The following is a 14,474-nucleotide window of genomic DNA, read 5'->3' as shown; positions in this document are numbered from 1 at the left end:
TATGGCAACTCTAGGAAATCAGCATCGGCCTCGCGGGAAACGCCATCACCACTGCCCCACCAGCAAATTGCTGTACGCCTTGCACTGGAGAGCAACGATTCTTTCCGCGGAATGGTAGGTCGACATCCATTGCGAAGCGGCGGCACCCCGGCCCTGGGTATCGAGAGGATCCTGGATGACTTCCCGCATTCGGCCGGCGCAATCGGCGACATTGCCGGCCGCGAGCAGCGGCGGCTCCTGACCGAAGAACAACGCGGTCTGCTGCCTGTCGATCGCCGAGATCAGCCGGACACCCAGCGCCATCGTCTCGAACCCGACGCCGCCGAGCGCTGGAACAACGAATTGATCGACCACCGCGTGCGATACGCAGTAGCGCTGCCACAGCTCCCGCTTCGACATGGCCGGAATCCATTCGACCAGCTCGGACAGGCCCAGTTCGTCGATCAACGCCTTGCTGTCTGCGACTTCCTGGCCCCATTCGACGAACACAAGCCTGAAGTTTCTCGTCTCCCGCGCGACTTCGGCCGCGGCCCGGATGATCACATCATTGCCCTTCTGCCAGGACGAATTTCCCAGTTTCCAATGATGGCGGGACGGACTGAAGAAGATCACCGGCCCGCCCGTCGGGGGCTTTAGCTCCGGGTATGCTTCACGGAATGCGCGCAACTTGTGATTGTCGAACGCGTGCGGAAGGTAGACGACCTTGTCCTTCGCCAGTCCCAGGCGTTCGACCGACGGCAGGACGTCCGAATTGGTTACAAAGACTGCGGGCGCGCGCTGAAACGAGATCCGGCAGATCAATCCGGTCAGATTGTTCTCGAACGGGATTTCGCGCAGCGTTCCGTGCTCGTAGCAGCTGAAATTCTTGACGCCGTTCATCATCGGTATCAGTCCGTCGATCGCATATCCCTGGATGATGTCATAGTGCAGCAGGACATCTTCGAAGGGCTTCGGATGGATCGTTACATACTCTTCGCGGTAACGAAGTGACTGACCGTCAAGCTCGGCGGGATCCCTCCTGATTTCATCGAGCAGCGCCTCGATTTCCTTCGCCCGCGTCACCGGATCGGACATCGATCGCGCCACGCAGCCGGATTCCGAAACCGGAACGAACTTGAGCATGACCCGCTCGAGCAGCGCCAGGAAGCTGTGGGTCAGTGAACGGGCGACCGAAGACGATCTCTCCCGCAATCCGCCGGTGCACAACCAGCGAACATCTTCCCGCAGGGCCCCGAGTGCGGCCCGGGCCTCCGCATCGGCCTGCGGACCCCGGCGCGCAATCCTCAACCATGCGGCGGCCGAGATTTTGTCCAGCCAGCTCGCTTCGAATTCGTCCGTCTTGCCCTCACGACCGAGCACGCCGTTTGCCACGAGAGTGCCCAGCCATATTCTGTACAGGCTGAGCGGCTGCCTGCTCCCTTGCGACGACCGACCGGGTCCGCTGAGCCAGAGCAGGAATCTCAGATGCTGGGGAACATACTTGGCACGGAAGCCCGCATTGTCGCCGGAACGGGCGTCCTGAAGCGCCTTCAGCTCCAGCTCCAGCCATTTCAGATATGCCGTCGTTCGCCAACCTGCGTTCTTGGCGCGAAGGTATTCAATGCAAAGCGCGGATGGCCCCTGAACAAACCAGCGAGGCCGCTTCCATCCTTTCAAGCTGGTCGCCCACCAATCCGGTTTGAAATGATCCTGCCCCAGCGCCGAGGATCCCTCCTGCAGCGCGCCGTCCTCCCACTCGGGACAGCCCATGATGTGGTAATAATTATAGCAGAGCACATCCGCCTGGATGCCGAGCTGTCGCTGAATCCGGGCATTGTTGTAGGCATTGTTGGCGATGTTGCCGATGTGAAGAACCCGGAGCGGTCGCCCCATTCTTCGCTGGAAGTCGTCGACCAGACGCAATGCGCGTGCGTTTTCAGCCTCGATCGCGCGTGTTGCGTCGGTTGGGCTCAAGGGGCTCTCGAGGCGCGCTTCGACATAGGAAACTGACACTGGTTCAGGCGCTCCGTGCATGAGCGACGCGACGGCAAAGCCAGTTCGGATTTTCGGGCATGCATCGCTTTGACGGCATCACGAATTCAGCAACCTGGCGCTTTCGGCAACTCTTGCCTTCAGCGGTATCGGCAAGTCCGCAGTTGCCAGATAAAGATCTGCCAAATGCTTGCCCAGCGCCTCCACCGAGTAGTTTCTGCGGACATAGTGAGGGCCGGCAGCGCCGGCGTCGGAAAGCCGCGCGCGGTCCAGGATCAGCTGATGCAGGACCTGCTTTATCGTGTCCGGATTTGCCTCGATGACCGGACAGGCCTCCCGCTCGGCCACCGCGACCCCATCGTGCAGGTAGCAGATGACGGGACAGCCCGATGCCATTGCCTCAACGGCCGTCAAGCCGAACGACCCGCTGATGAGCTGGTCGACAAGAACGTCGATCGTCTGCATCGCTGCCAGAATCTCATCGTGCGGCCTTCCGCTCAGTTGCAGGAACTCGACTTGATGACCTTCAGCCTGCAGGGAGTCGATTGCGCCTTGCAGATACTTCGTCCCCTTGAAATAACCGTGGTTTGGAAAGTGGCCCACGACCAGCTTGCCGTTCCCTCGACTCCGGGGTGGCCCGGGAGATACCCTGTCAACATCGACCGTCAAGTACGGCACATTTCGAGCACCAGGAATGAGCTTCATGGCGAGCCCATGCGCGACCACGGCCGTTGAGTACTCCCTGATGACTTGCAGCATGGCAGCGCCACCGGCATCGTCGCAGACACAATAGACGCCCGGATCAGGACATTCCGAGCAGAAATTCCATTTTCCCAGCGCCATGTTTTTTTCGCGCGTTCTGTGGTCTGCGCCATATGCGTAGGTATAGAGCCGTTTCCCGGCCTGCCGATAGATTTCCATCTCGCGCACCGCAATTCCGAAGCGGGGACTGCCGTAGCCACCTGCCGGCTCGATGATGCCGCGATCGTTGTAGAGATGAAAAAAATCGAAGTTGGCGATCGCCCAGATCAGCATGAGCCATCGAAACAGGAACCAGTCCTCGCCCCGCTCGGCCACGAGGCGCGCTTGAATTTCAGAGCATACAAAATCGAAATTCGAAGACGTATGGTACGTCGTAAACACGAGCGAGCGCGCATTGACGCCCAAGGCACGGTCTGCGGCGACGCCCGAAGTCAGATTGACGATCGGCGTGACCCCCCAGAGCGAATTCATCTCTCCGCTCCGCAAGCGATCCTCAGTGATCGCGCGACAATCGGCGACGAGAGCATCCCAGAAGTCGCGCGCGTCAGGCGATTGATCGGGATTGAGGAACGGCCGCAACGCATCCAGCAGAGTGGTGAGCAGCGCGTAATCGCCCTCGGCAGCAAACCGGTTCGCGTTTCCAACGATCGCCTGGTCTACGCGTCCTCTCCCTCGCGTTGGAGCAAGTGCCGAGAGAGCTGCTTCAAACGTCTGGTTCTTTCGGGCGAACCGCGTAAGGTTGGGAAAGCGCGTCCCCTCAAGCAGGTAGCGCGCCGACCGAAAGAGTCTCGAAGACACCGATGCCGTTCCGCGCTTGCCTCAGGCGCTTGCCCGATTAATGCAATCAACCACCCGGGCCTGATCCTCTTCCGTCATGTTCGGGAAAATAGGCAGTGTGATCGTCGTGTCCTCGGCAAGTGCCGCGTTCGGAAACTGCTCGGGCCGCAGGCCATACTTGTTCTTGTAGTAGCCGAGCCGATGCACCGCATGCGTGCCCGGGCGGGTTTGGATTCCCGCGGCAGCCAGCGTCGCCATTATTGCGTTGCGGCGCGCACGATCTCCGTCAACGACACGAATAACGTAGGATTGAAACGCATGCCCGTCGACGTCCCCGCCCAGCGGCCGCACGATCGAATTGTTTCCTGCCAGCAACTCGGAATAGCGATGCCCGAGACGCCTGCGTTCCGACAGCAGCCGGTCGAGCTTGCCCATCTGCGCCACGCCGACGGCAGCCTGGATGTCCGACAAGCGCAAGTTAAAGCCAAGATTGTCGAACGTCGCCATCGTCCAGGGGCCGTGAGGCTCGATCGACGCATCCGGAGCGCCGGTGGCGCCGTGGTTGCGTTGCGATCGCACGCGTTCCGCGAGGTCATCGCGGTTGGTGGTCACGGCGCCGCCCTCTCCCGTCGTCACCGCCTTGCGCGGGTGGAACGAAAAGCAACCGATGTCGCCGATCGCGCCAATCGGCTTGCCCTTGTAGGTCGTGCCGATCGCGCACGCCGCATCCTCGATCACCGCGATACCGCGAGGCTCTGCAATCGCCTTGATCTCATCCATCGGAGCGGCGAGACCGAACAGGTGGACCGCAACGATCGCCTTCGTGCGCGGCGTGATCGCGGCCTCCAGCCGTTCCGGAGCGATATTGAAGGTCGACAGATCGATGTCGACGAAGACGGGTTTTGCGCCGACATATTCCGCGGAGTGCGCGCTTGTCACCCAGGTGAAGGCCGGGACAATCACCTCGTCGCCCGACCCAAGGTTCAGGGCCAAGGTCGCCAAATGCAGCGCCGCGGTGCACGACGTGCACGCGAGGGCATGCTTTACTTCATGCTTCGCTGCGATCAGCTTCTCGAAGCGTTCGGTTAATGGCCCCTGGGTAACCCATTTCGAATTGAGACATTCCCGCAGGATGGCGATCTCACTCTCGTCAAAACTTGGCTCGGTGATGTTCAATTGAGCGCCTCAGCTGGATGCGGCATGCGGAGAATTGCGTCGATACGCAATTTCATCCACTATGCCAGGATAAACGTTAGGGCTCCGATTACGCCGTCTGCCGAGACGATACGGGATCGGGTCATCTTCTTGCCGACTCTGCGTTCAAGCTCGATCGCAAGACCAACAGAATCCTCGTCTCGAAACAGTCGAGACAACTCGAGCCGCGCCAGGAGCCAGCGCGTGCCGGGATCCGGCGGGAAGCCAAATTTGTGAAACTTCACCGAGAGAGCCGTAGCAATCTCGACAGGCCTCATCCCAACCGGTTCCACGAGTGATATCCGGTTTCCAGCAATCCTGGACGCGTTGAAGATCTTCTGCTCGTCATAGCTCTTCCGCGCGACAACCGGCTCCGTCGTTTCAATGATCTTCACCTGCCAGGGAGACCCTGGGAGTAAGGCAATGGCCGCAGCGTCAGCCGTATCAACGTCTCCGTCCCTTACGAAGGAATAGACGGGACGATAGCAAATCCTATTAAGAATCTTCAGGTCGAGGCCACAATCGAGCGCGACACCGTGATATCGGGCTCCGGCCATGATTTCTTCATAGATATCGGTGGAGTGCACATAGTCGCGCGGTCCCCGAAATGCGGCGGCTGGTTCAAAGAGAAGCGTCTGCATCTCGCTCAAGCCGTCAAGCCGCCGTCGACGACGATTGTCTGCCCAGTGATGAACCGGGCCTCTTCGCTCATCAAGAAGCGAACGATCCCGACAACATCGTCAACTGTCCCTGCTCTGCCCAGCGGAGTTCGCCTCACGATCTGCTTCAATTTCGAGGGATCCATGTCGGCAACGAGATCCGTTTCCATATAGCCGGGCGCCACGGTATTTACCCGTATTCCCCGGCCGCCAAGCTCTCTGGCCAGGGCGCGCGTCATCGCATTGATTCCACCTTTAGTAGCAGAATATGCGACCGTTCCCTTGTATCCACTAACACTGACGATCGAACTTATGTTCACGACTACACCGGCGCCATTGATCATCATGCCGCGAATCGCGGCGCGAGTAAGGTGCAACGGTCCCGCGAGATTGACCGCCAGCAATTTTTCGATGTCGCCGACATCCTGCCGCGCCAGAATTTCCTCCGCCACGATCCCTGCGTTGTTGACCAGGCCTGAAAGCCGTCCGATGCGCTTTTCAAAGTTCCGAATAAGCTCCTTGAACCGATCGGTCTCCGTAATATCGCACTCAGAGAAGACAAACTGATCCGGATAGTCGTTGAGGAGCCCAGCAACCTCGCCTGATTGCCGGCGGCTGAAAGATGCAACCCGATGCCCATCTGCCAGGAAGGCCTTCACGAGCGCCAAGCCGAGGCCGCGACTTCCGCCACTTACCAAAATGCTGTGCTTGTCATTCATCTGGAAACTCTCGTGCGCCACACAAAATCAGTTCTCCGGCATCGGGCGGTTCCGGGCCTTTTTCGACCGCATCGTCGTCAGCGAAGCGTGGTCTACAATCTCAAACCGGATCGGGACCTTGTATTTTTGCAGACGGCTTCGGCAGTGATCGCGAATTCTCTGAATTGCCTCGCCCGTACCTTCCGGTCGCTGAAGTGCAACGCGCGCAACGACTGCATTGCCGAGCAGAGTGTGAGGCACTCCATGAACGGCTACCTCTACAACGTCGTCCAGCTCGAGGATCACATCCTCGACTTCGAGTGGGAAGACCTTTTGCCCACCAACATTGATAACTTCGGTTTTGCGCCCGACAAAGCGCACCAATCCGCGGTCGTTTTCCTCGACAAGATCGCCAGTGCTCATCCAGCCATCGGAGTTCACCGGACTCGGCGCGTTCAAGTACCCGAGCATGGATGACGCCGATCGAACGTGGAGTTCACCATCGATCACGCGCGTCTCAAACCCGTCCCCTCCAATCCTTATCCATAGAGATTCAGGATCAGGTGACGAGGACCGGAGGACCCCGAGCTCGGACAAGCCATAAGTCTGTTTGAGAGCCGCATTTGGAAAGACCTCTCTCACTCGCCGAAGCGTTGCGGGTGGCATGGGCTCGGCGCCGAATGTGATCAAACGAATTGACGAGAGATCATACTTTCTCCAAAGACCCGAGCCGATCAGCACGCCGAGGAACGTTGGCGTCGTCGGCAGCAATTCGGCCCGCCCATCCGATACTGCCCGGCACACTGCTTCTGGAGATCTGTTGTCAACGCATATCCCCACGCCACCGTCAAACAGACAGGCAAGAAGCGTGTTTATTCCGCCGAAATGATCGATCAGCAGCATCAACAGCATGCGCCACGACTTGCGAGGCTTTAGAAACTTCGAGGCGACACGTTCGACGTCGTGAAGGATCGCCTTGGGGGTGCCGGACGATCCAGAGGTAAATACGATAAGACCTGGATGCTCCCGTGTCCTGAGTTCCTCGATCAGCGGGTGATCGCGGCCCTCCAACTCGCCCTCTCGCGCGATTCCTCTTGCGAGCGGATCGATGAACCACTTCACTCTGGCAAGCGAGGACAATCGTCCACGCTCCTCGCGGACACCGAGGCTGAAGGGAACGAGAACGGTCTTGAGCTTCAGCAACGCCAGGATCAGGCTTATCGATTCGACGCCATATTCCCCCTCGAAAGCGCAGATATCGCCGGGCGCGATACCAGCCGCCAAGAGATCCGCTTCCCAAGCGGCCATTGCCGTGAGCAACTGACCGGTCGATATTTCCGCCTTGCCAATCGCCAATGCCGGAGCGTCTCGTCGACCCTCCAGGCGCTCCAGGAGACATGCGACAGACGATGCGTTCCCCGCTACCGTATCAGACATTGCGCCTCGCCCTCCAGATGGTCGCCGCTATCTGATGTCGTCAGAAGACTCAACTTGATGACCCGCATGGGTCGAAGGACTCGCGTTACGCACACTCGGAAACGAACGGCTTGCCCTTCATACGTAGGTTGCCGGAAAGTAAGATTGACGCCTTGCAGAATTGCGTGCTCTCCCGGCAAGTACATTCCAATCAGCCGAGAGAAGCGCGACGCAACGCAGAACCCCTGAATGATTGGACCGCCGAATCCCTTGCTGTGGGCAAACCGTTCGTCGTCGTGAACAGGCGCACGATCGTTTGCAACGATCGCAAAGGCGTCGCGCGCTGGACGATCGAATGCAAACTGCTGCTCGACCGCGTCGCCGACGACGATATCATCGATCGTCAGGGCTCTGCCTGCAGTGTCATCGGTGACGAGAATAAGTTGTGGCGGTCGCGACACAACCAACCTACCTACGCCGTCGCATGGACCGAAACGAATTGGACCAGCTTGTTGATTGAATTCAAGTCCTCCACGTCGGCATCCTGCAGAACGAGGTCGAACTCGTCCTCAATGGCCATCAGCACGCTCGCAAAATCGAGAGAGTCCAGGAGCCCCTCGGCAAGCAACGACTTCTCGGGATCGGAATTTCCGATCTTTGCAGGCCGCGTTATTCCGTTGATGATTTCAACTATCTTGGCGCGAACGTCCGTCATACATCCTCCCTCGATACGAGATGATCAGCGAGAGCGGCCATGTTTCCTTGATTCCAACATGCCGCTGGTCGGGTAACTCTTTATCTCTGACGTTTTGGAACCGTACCAACCCGGACGGCAGGATTTCCGAACACAACCCAATACTCGGGCACGTCCTTGGTAACCGCCGCCGAAATTCCCGCGACGGAGAATGGTCCGAGAGTGCGGCTGTCGAGCAGAACGGCCCCGGGGCCGAGATGAGCGCCATACGACACGACAGTTCGGCCGCACATCGTTGCATTCGGTCCAACATAGCCGTGATCGTCGACAACGCTGTGGTGCCCGAGAACTGCTCCGGCGCGGACGCTGGCAAATCGACCTATCCGGGATCCGGGTTGAACCGTGACGCAGGAGGCCACGAAGGCGCCCACACCGACTTCAACGTCAGATGCCACCACAGCTCGCGGATGAATGATGGTTCCCCAGCGCTCATCCGGAATTCCAAGGCTTTCGATCCTATCGACCCGCGCCGGCATGTCTTTCACCTTTTGAACCGCCGGGCAGAACAGCATATCGGAATCGAGTAGCCGCCAGTCTTCGAAACGTCCAAGGACCGGGACATTCTGCAAAACCGAGCCTGATGGCAGCGCATCATTAAGGAAGCCGACGAGCTCAATCGCCTGCCCTGCCGCAGCAGCCTGGTGAATGGCTTCTGCAACGACAAGCCCATCTCCGGGCCCCCCAAGCACAACCAAACGCCGACGAGCTGTACTCAAATTTTTCTCCACCATTGAAAGGATGGTCGTTTTCGCAGCTCAAGTGCCGGTTGCTGTCGGCGTTCGAACCACTCAAAACATTCGCTCATCGTCCACGGAACAAAGCCGTCCTCGACAACTTTGCGGACTGCCCGGTGCATCCCCCGAGTCTTATCGATATTCTCGGGATGCAGATTGACAACGATCACTCCGGGAACGCCATCGTTGCGAATCCGATCAGCCAGATCAAGGATACAGTTGGCCGATTGACGATCATCCCAACCATGCACAAATACGATCCCGTCACCGATCGCAGTCAGGATGCTCCAATGTTCAGTCAGCTTGTTGTCCAGCAGGAGCTTGGCGGGCAACAGCGAACCATTGATGATGCAGCCGTCGAGCCCCGGCAAATTCGAACTGCCCTTCACGCCGCGAGCATTCCAGGCCGTCGCATGCCCCCAATAGCCATCATTCAGAAAGCCATGATTTCGTACGGTCCGCGCGCTCTCTCCGGCCAACTGCTCAAACCATTTCGCCTGTTCGGTGAAAAGATCGGCGTACCGGTTGGGCTGCTCAAGCGCATCGGGATGAAGACCCAGCTCGAGCCTCCTGCCTGATCCAAGTTGCTTGAGCGTGCTCGCGGTGTGCTTTGTGAGGGGGTGAAGATAGTAGGTGATCGGCGTCGATCCGAGCGCCTCCCGCTGCTGCGCATAACGGCTCAGCGCCGCCTGGTCATCATCTCCGGTCACGATGATGGCACCCGCCGCCCCGTTCGGCAGCATCGGCAATCTGTTCACCCCGCACAGGCGCGCTAATGCGTCGGCTAGCGCCTCGCACCACCAGTCGGCGGGTCGCTCACGCAAGCTTTCCCCTGCAAGCTGGCCTTCGAAAAGATAGTTCGGCCGCTCGCCGGCAATACCCCACATGGTCTTCGTGGGCCGATTGTTCGCGGCCGCGGGATCGCCTTGCCGATAGCGAACGAGATCGGAAGCGATATCCGTTCCGATGAAAATGATCGAACCGCCATTCCCTGCCTGCCTCTGAAGCCAGACCGCTTCCTGCCGGTGGTTCGTGACGATAGTCGTCACATCACCTTCAGCCCTGAGGAGCATATGAGAATGCAACGTTCGCAGCCGCGACCACGGTTTTTGACCCGCAAATCTCGCGTGGAACACCTCAGGTGAGACAACTGTTCTTGCTTCCGTTTCGACACCGAACGCTTTTCCAAATGGCACGCTGGGAAGAACAGCGATCACGCAGCCGCCCCGCTCAAGAACGCCGTTCGCCAAAGGCACATCGGCAAGGCTCGGCCGGTGAAGCACCACGGGCTCGCCATCCTGCATCGACGAGACCCTCTCGAATCCGAACATCTGGAGATGGTGAGCTATCAACGAAGAACCCGCTGGTCCGGAAACAGTCGGTCGCGCCGGCATCCTCCCAACCTCGTTCAGCGGATTCGGAAGGTTCGACGTGTAGAGTTCTGGCCGGCGGAACAAGCTACCCTGGATGATTGGCAGGCTTCTCGATCCGAATTTGGTCTTGAACAGAGAGACCTTGGAGATCGGCCAGTCGCGCGGCACCTCAGGAAACCAGGGTCCAAACCGGTATACTTCGAATCCCGAATGCTTGGCCCACTTTATCGCGTTCCAGTGCAGGAAGTCGTTGGGCCTCAGCTTCATCGCGTCGGGCAGGGAAACGCCGGCGAGAAAACTGACCGCATTCTTGTCAGCCAACAAGATGAGGCCTGCAATTGCGTTCATATCGTGCCTGACAAATGCGACGTGAACGCCGGCCGTGGCAGCAAATGACCTGAAGATACTTCTATAATATTCGAGTGGTGGCAGGCTTTCGCCGGTTCTTGTGGCCGATGCGCGCGCGATATTGATGTAGGCTTCGAGATGTGAGACATCGCTCGATATCTCGAATTGCAGACCTGATTTCTCCGCTTTCCGCACCGCGGTGCGGCAAGTGTTATCCAATCTCGCGAACAACTGTTCAACGGCCGGAGCAAGATCGACCAATTGATCAGCATTCAGGGTCGAGGAACCGGGGCAAGGCAACATTCCCGACGGTCCGAACGCAATGCCAAGCTGAAAACCGAAATCGCTGACCCAGAACGGCACTGCCTCCCTTCCGGAAGGCCGATTTGCCGGCGCAAGATTGTGGCAGTTCAACTGAATGCGATCGACGTCATATAGATCGGCGATAGCGAGTATCTCGTGCATCGCGGCCTGACGCGCGGCCTTCGCTACGCCAGCGTCGATATCGGCGTCGAGCGCAAGGCCAGTATGGCGATGAATTCCCGAGTGTAGCAATCGCTCGCCAAGCGCCGTTCCGGCGCCTTCACTGATAAACAACGGCTGGATGCCGACGAGTTGCGAATTCTCTTCTAAAGCGAACGACAGGTTCGCAGACACGAAGAACCGTTCCTCGATCTCGACCCAGGAAGACCGATGTGTGAGCCAGGCCTGCGGCGATTGCAGCGCCAGACGGTCCCAAGCGCTACGATCGATTTTGCGAAATCGGACGACTTTCATCGCGATTCAAACACTGCATTGAAGCGCGTGCCGTAATAGGGATTCAGCGGATGGATATCGACAATTCTAGTTTCGACGCCGAGGCGACGTCCAAGCTCCACAAAATCCTTACGATCGAAATAGTAGGAGATGATCTCGGGCTTGATCTCGAGCGAAATCGGCGCCGACAACTTCCTCAATCCCAGCAATCTAGCGATCTTCGCTCCAGGGCCCGGTCTTTGCTCGGATTTCCGAATTGTTCCCAGTGGCGCCCGCTCCGCTTCAGGTCCAAACTCCTGCTCGAATTTCGTCGTGAGATTGTTCGCCACGGCCTGTAGTTCTTCCGCCTTCTCGCGATCTGGAATGGATCCGACCAGCACGCGGCCTTGCGGCTTCACCACACGTAACATTTCCGCAATGATGGGCTCCCCTACCGCAAACGACGGGAAATTCGAGAACACGTCATAACAAAACGCAGCATCGAACCGCCGATCAGGGAACTGGAGGCTTTCGCCGCGGGCTCTCTCGAAATTCGCATTTGTCAGTCCAAGCCGCTTTGCAACCGCAAGCGGAGCGTCGGCGAGATCAACTCCCGTATATTCACTGACACTGGGAGCGACGACCTTCGCTAAAAAACCGGCTGCACAGCCGACTTCAAGAATCGATGAGCTTTGGCCGACCTTCATTAGGGCGAGCATGTCGAATCTGAGGTCGTCGAGAAGGCGCTCGTCAGCCCACAGCCGCGGATTGCGGCCGGCAATATAGCAGAGATCTTCGAGGGTCGGCCGCTCCGTGATCGAACTGGCCCTGAGCTCGAAGAAGGCTTCCAGTCTCTCCCGCCATCCGTCTTCGATCATAGGTCGCCTTCTATCCGGCAGGTAAACTTCGGATCATAGAGGTAGCTGAAGTGCCACAACGAGTTCCGCGCCACCGAGAACTGAGCCGCCTTCTCCACATAGTGCAAAATGGCTTCCGCCCCCTTCGGCAGCATGTGATGGCACAGAGAGGCTGAAATGTAATACTGCCCTTCGCCAAGAGCGAGCTCGGGCACCTCGTAGATCACGCTTCCGCGTTCCGGCAGACCATTCTCTCCATCGAGAAACAGGCCACCGTCGTACCCCTCAATTCCGGCGACCGCCTGGAGCCGCGCGGTATCGATCCGCAGGCTTGCGTAAATCTGCTTGTGCTCAGAGACGCCCGACCACGACACCCGGATTCGAAGCGGCTGCCCGTTTTTGACGACGCCGATCGGCTTGCCGTCGACGTCAAGCACCTCGACGGCAGTGATCTGCAGCGTATCGCCGCCAAGCTGATATTTACCGGTTTCAGCCGTGTTCTCAACCGACTGGCTGAGCTTCTTGGTCTCCCTGAGATTGCGCGCTTCCTCGATATCCCAGACACTCTGCTCATACGCCTTGCTGACGCGCTGGGCATTGCCATGCATCAGCACCCGTCCCTTGTCGATCCAGATCGCCTCGTCGCACAGTTCGCTGATCAGCCCGCTCGAATGCGAAACGAACAGGACGGTTGCGCCGCTTTCGCAAATATGACGAACGCGCTTCATGCACTTGTTGACGAATGCGGTGTCACCGGCTGCGAGAGCCTCATCAACGATAAAGAGTTCGGGATCGACGCTGATCGCCGTGGCAAAGGTGAGCCGCGCCTGCATGCCGCTGGAGTAGGTCCGGAATGGCTGGTCGATCACGTCTTCAAGTTCGCTGAAATCGATGATCCAGGGAACCTTCGCTTCGATCTCAGCTCGCGACATGCCGAGGCACATGCCGCCCAGGACGATGTTGTCGCGCCCCGACACGTCCGGATGAAAGCCGGTGCCCAATTCCAGAATCGCAGACAGCTTTCCAGCCACTTCAACACGCCCGGTTGTGGCATCCAGCAGTCCGGCGATGATCTTCAGGAGGGTACTCTTTCCCGCGCCGTTCGGCCCGATGATGCCGACCACGCGTCCGCGCAGCACTTCAAAGGAAACATTCTGGATTGCCCAATGCTCGTGGTGTCGGGGCTTTCCGGTGAGGATCTCCTTCACGAAATCCAACGGCTGCGGATAGAGCCGATAGGCTTTTCCCAGGTCAGTGACGCGAATGGCGCACTGCGGCTCCAATGAACCGGCAAGCGGGACCAGTCCGCCGTCGTTTCGATCGTCAGAGAGCATTGCCATAGTACGGTTTCAGCTTTTCAAAGATGCGGTATCCGAGCCCCAGACTGAACAGCGCGAACACGATGGTCACCGCCCAGGCGTACGGATGCCTGAACGAACCGAAGAAGAGAACGTCCTGGTAGACCCAGACGACGTAACTGAAGGGATTCGAATAGATCAACGGACGGAGTGCACGCGGCATCCAATCGGGCAGGTACACCGTCGGCATCAGATACATCGCAATCGACGTGAAGACCGTAACGATCTCGCGCATATCGCGGAAGAACGGAGTGATAGCGGACAGGGCGAAGCTCAATCCGATCGCCAGAATCGCATGGATGGTAAACACGACCGGCAGCAACAGCAGCATCCAGCTGAGACCCCCCACATAAGCCTTGTAGACAATGACGAGCCCGAGGGCCGGCAGATGCGGGATCGTCGCAGCAATGGTCGCCGCGATCGGGAGCAGCTCGATAGGAAACACGACCTGCTTGACGAGACTTGCGCTCCCGATCAACGCGCCCGGCCCGCGCACCAGCGCCGCCTGCAAGATCAGCCACGGCACCAGGCTTGCGAGGATGTAGGCGGAGTAGTCGCCGGGGAAATCCGCGGTGATCGACAGCTTGCTGCCCAGCACGAAGCCGAAGATGAGCAGGTATGTTCCGACGACGACCAGCGGGTGGATGAAAACCCACAAGGCGCCGAACCCGTGCCGCGCATGCGCGGCGCTCAGGTCACGATCGACCATCTCGCGCAAGAGATCGGGATATCGCCGGATCTGTTTGACTGTGGTCCACAGGGCCTGTGAGTTACGGTACGGCGACAGGCCGACCCGCACCCATCTTGCCGCCGGGAAGAGACCATTCATCTTCAACGC

Annotated in this window: 13 protein-coding genes; all 13 read right to left on the bottom strand. The window is 58.7% G+C overall.

Annotation, left to right across the window (positions count from 1 at the left end):
• Nucleotides 1-45: 45 nt before the first annotated feature.
• Complete coding sequence (locus tag ACTUWL_RS27805; protein WP_158267757.1) at nt 46-1,953, bottom strand: glycosyltransferase; 1,908 nt, start codon at nt 1,951-1,953, stop codon at nt 46-48.
• A 117-nt stretch (nt 1,954-2,070) separates the two neighbouring features.
• Nucleotides 2,071-3,531 carry a glycosyltransferase gene (locus ACTUWL_RS27800; RefSeq protein WP_035652255.1) on the bottom strand — a complete coding sequence of 487 codons (1,461 nt, stop codon included), beginning with the start codon at nt 3,529-3,531 and terminating at the stop codon, nt 2,071-2,073.
• A 21-nt stretch (nt 3,532-3,552) separates the two neighbouring features.
• On the bottom strand, nt 3,553-4,686 hold the full coding sequence (locus ACTUWL_RS27795) for a DegT/DnrJ/EryC1/StrS family aminotransferase (protein ID WP_021080481.1): 1,134 nt from the start codon (nt 4,684-4,686) through the stop codon (nt 3,553-3,555).
• Between the two features lie 59 nt (nt 4,687-4,745).
• Nucleotides 4,746-5,354 (bottom strand): hypothetical protein, encoded by a 609-nt coding sequence (locus ACTUWL_RS27790; protein WP_146160344.1) that lies wholly within the window; start codon nt 5,352-5,354, stop codon nt 4,746-4,748.
• Nucleotides 5,351-6,082, bottom strand: a complete 732-nt coding sequence (locus ACTUWL_RS27785) for an SDR family NAD(P)-dependent oxidoreductase (RefSeq protein WP_021080479.1) — start codon at nt 6,080-6,082, stop codon at nt 5,351-5,353. Before ACTUWL_RS27785 ends, ACTUWL_RS27790 begins: the two co-directional genes overlap by 4 nt.
• A 27-nt stretch (nt 6,083-6,109) precedes the next feature.
• Entirely contained in the window at nt 6,110-7,417 is a 1,308-nt protein-coding gene (locus ACTUWL_RS27780; protein ID WP_158267758.1) for an ANL family adenylate-forming protein, read from the bottom strand.
• Nucleotides 7,418-7,482: 65 nt separating this feature from the next.
• Nucleotides 7,483-7,938 (bottom strand): MaoC/PaaZ C-terminal domain-containing protein, encoded by a 456-nt coding sequence (locus ACTUWL_RS27775; RefSeq protein ID WP_158267759.1) that lies wholly within the window; start codon nt 7,936-7,938, stop codon nt 7,483-7,485.
• An 11-nt stretch (nt 7,939-7,949) separates the two neighbouring features.
• Nucleotides 7,950-8,192, bottom strand: coding sequence for an acyl carrier protein (locus tag ACTUWL_RS27770; protein WP_021080477.1), 243 nt, complete (start codon nt 8,190-8,192; stop codon nt 7,950-7,952).
• An 80-nt stretch (nt 8,193-8,272) separates the two neighbouring features.
• Nucleotides 8,273-8,962, bottom strand: a complete 690-nt coding sequence (locus ACTUWL_RS27765) for a hypothetical protein (protein WP_106940142.1) — start codon at nt 8,960-8,962, stop codon at nt 8,273-8,275.
• Complete coding sequence (locus tag ACTUWL_RS27760; protein ID WP_021080475.1) at nt 8,944-11,463, bottom strand: GNAT family N-acetyltransferase; 2,520 nt, start codon at nt 11,461-11,463, stop codon at nt 8,944-8,946. Before ACTUWL_RS27760 ends, ACTUWL_RS27765 begins: the two co-directional genes overlap by 19 nt.
• Complete coding sequence (locus ACTUWL_RS27755) at nt 11,460-12,299, bottom strand: class I SAM-dependent methyltransferase (protein ID WP_021080474.1); 840 nt, start codon at nt 12,297-12,299, stop codon at nt 11,460-11,462. The genes ACTUWL_RS27760 and ACTUWL_RS27755 overlap by 4 nt, the downstream gene beginning before the upstream one ends.
• Complete coding sequence (locus ACTUWL_RS27750; RefSeq protein WP_106940143.1) at nt 12,296-13,618, bottom strand: ABC transporter ATP-binding protein; 1,323 nt, start codon at nt 13,616-13,618, stop codon at nt 12,296-12,298. The genes ACTUWL_RS27755 and ACTUWL_RS27750 overlap by 4 nt, the downstream gene beginning before the upstream one ends.
• Nucleotides 13,602-14,465 (bottom strand): ABC transporter permease, encoded by an 864-nt coding sequence (locus ACTUWL_RS27745; RefSeq protein WP_158267760.1) that lies wholly within the window; start codon nt 14,463-14,465, stop codon nt 13,602-13,604. The genes ACTUWL_RS27750 and ACTUWL_RS27745 overlap by 17 nt, the downstream gene beginning before the upstream one ends.
• Nucleotides 14,466-14,474 lie beyond the last annotated feature (9 nt).

This window comes from Bradyrhizobium sp. WCU1, from assembly GCF_053474805.1.
Note: the sequence above shows the minus strand (reverse complement) of the source record. Positions and strands in the feature narration are given on the sequence as shown.

Excerpts from the sequence above, each read along its gene's own strand:
- ACTUWL_RS27785 (WP_021080479.1), bottom strand. The coding sequence starts at position 6,082 with ATGAATGACAAGCACAGCATTTTGGTAAGTGGCGGAAGTCGCGGCCTC.
- ACTUWL_RS27770 (WP_021080477.1), bottom strand. The coding sequence starts at position 8,192 with ATGACGGACGTTCGCGCCAAGATAGTTGAAATCATCAACGGAATAACG.
- ACTUWL_RS27765 (WP_106940142.1), bottom strand. The coding sequence starts at position 8,962 with ATGGTGGAGAAAAATTTGAGTACAGCTCGTCGGCGTTTGGTTGTGCTT.
- ACTUWL_RS27760 (WP_021080475.1), bottom strand. The coding sequence starts at position 11,463 with ATGAAAGTCGTCCGATTTCGCAAAATCGATCGTAGCGCTTGGGACCGT.
- ACTUWL_RS27755 (WP_021080474.1), bottom strand. The coding sequence starts at position 12,299 with ATGATCGAAGACGGATGGCGGGAGAGACTGGAAGCCTTCTTCGAGCTC.
- ACTUWL_RS27750 (WP_106940143.1), bottom strand. The coding sequence starts at position 13,618 with ATGGCAATGCTCTCTGACGATCGAAACGACGGCGGACTGGTCCCGCTT.
- ACTUWL_RS27745 (WP_158267760.1), bottom strand. The coding sequence starts at position 14,465 with ATGAATGGTCTCTTCCCGGCGGCAAGATGGGTGCGGGTCGGCCTGTCG.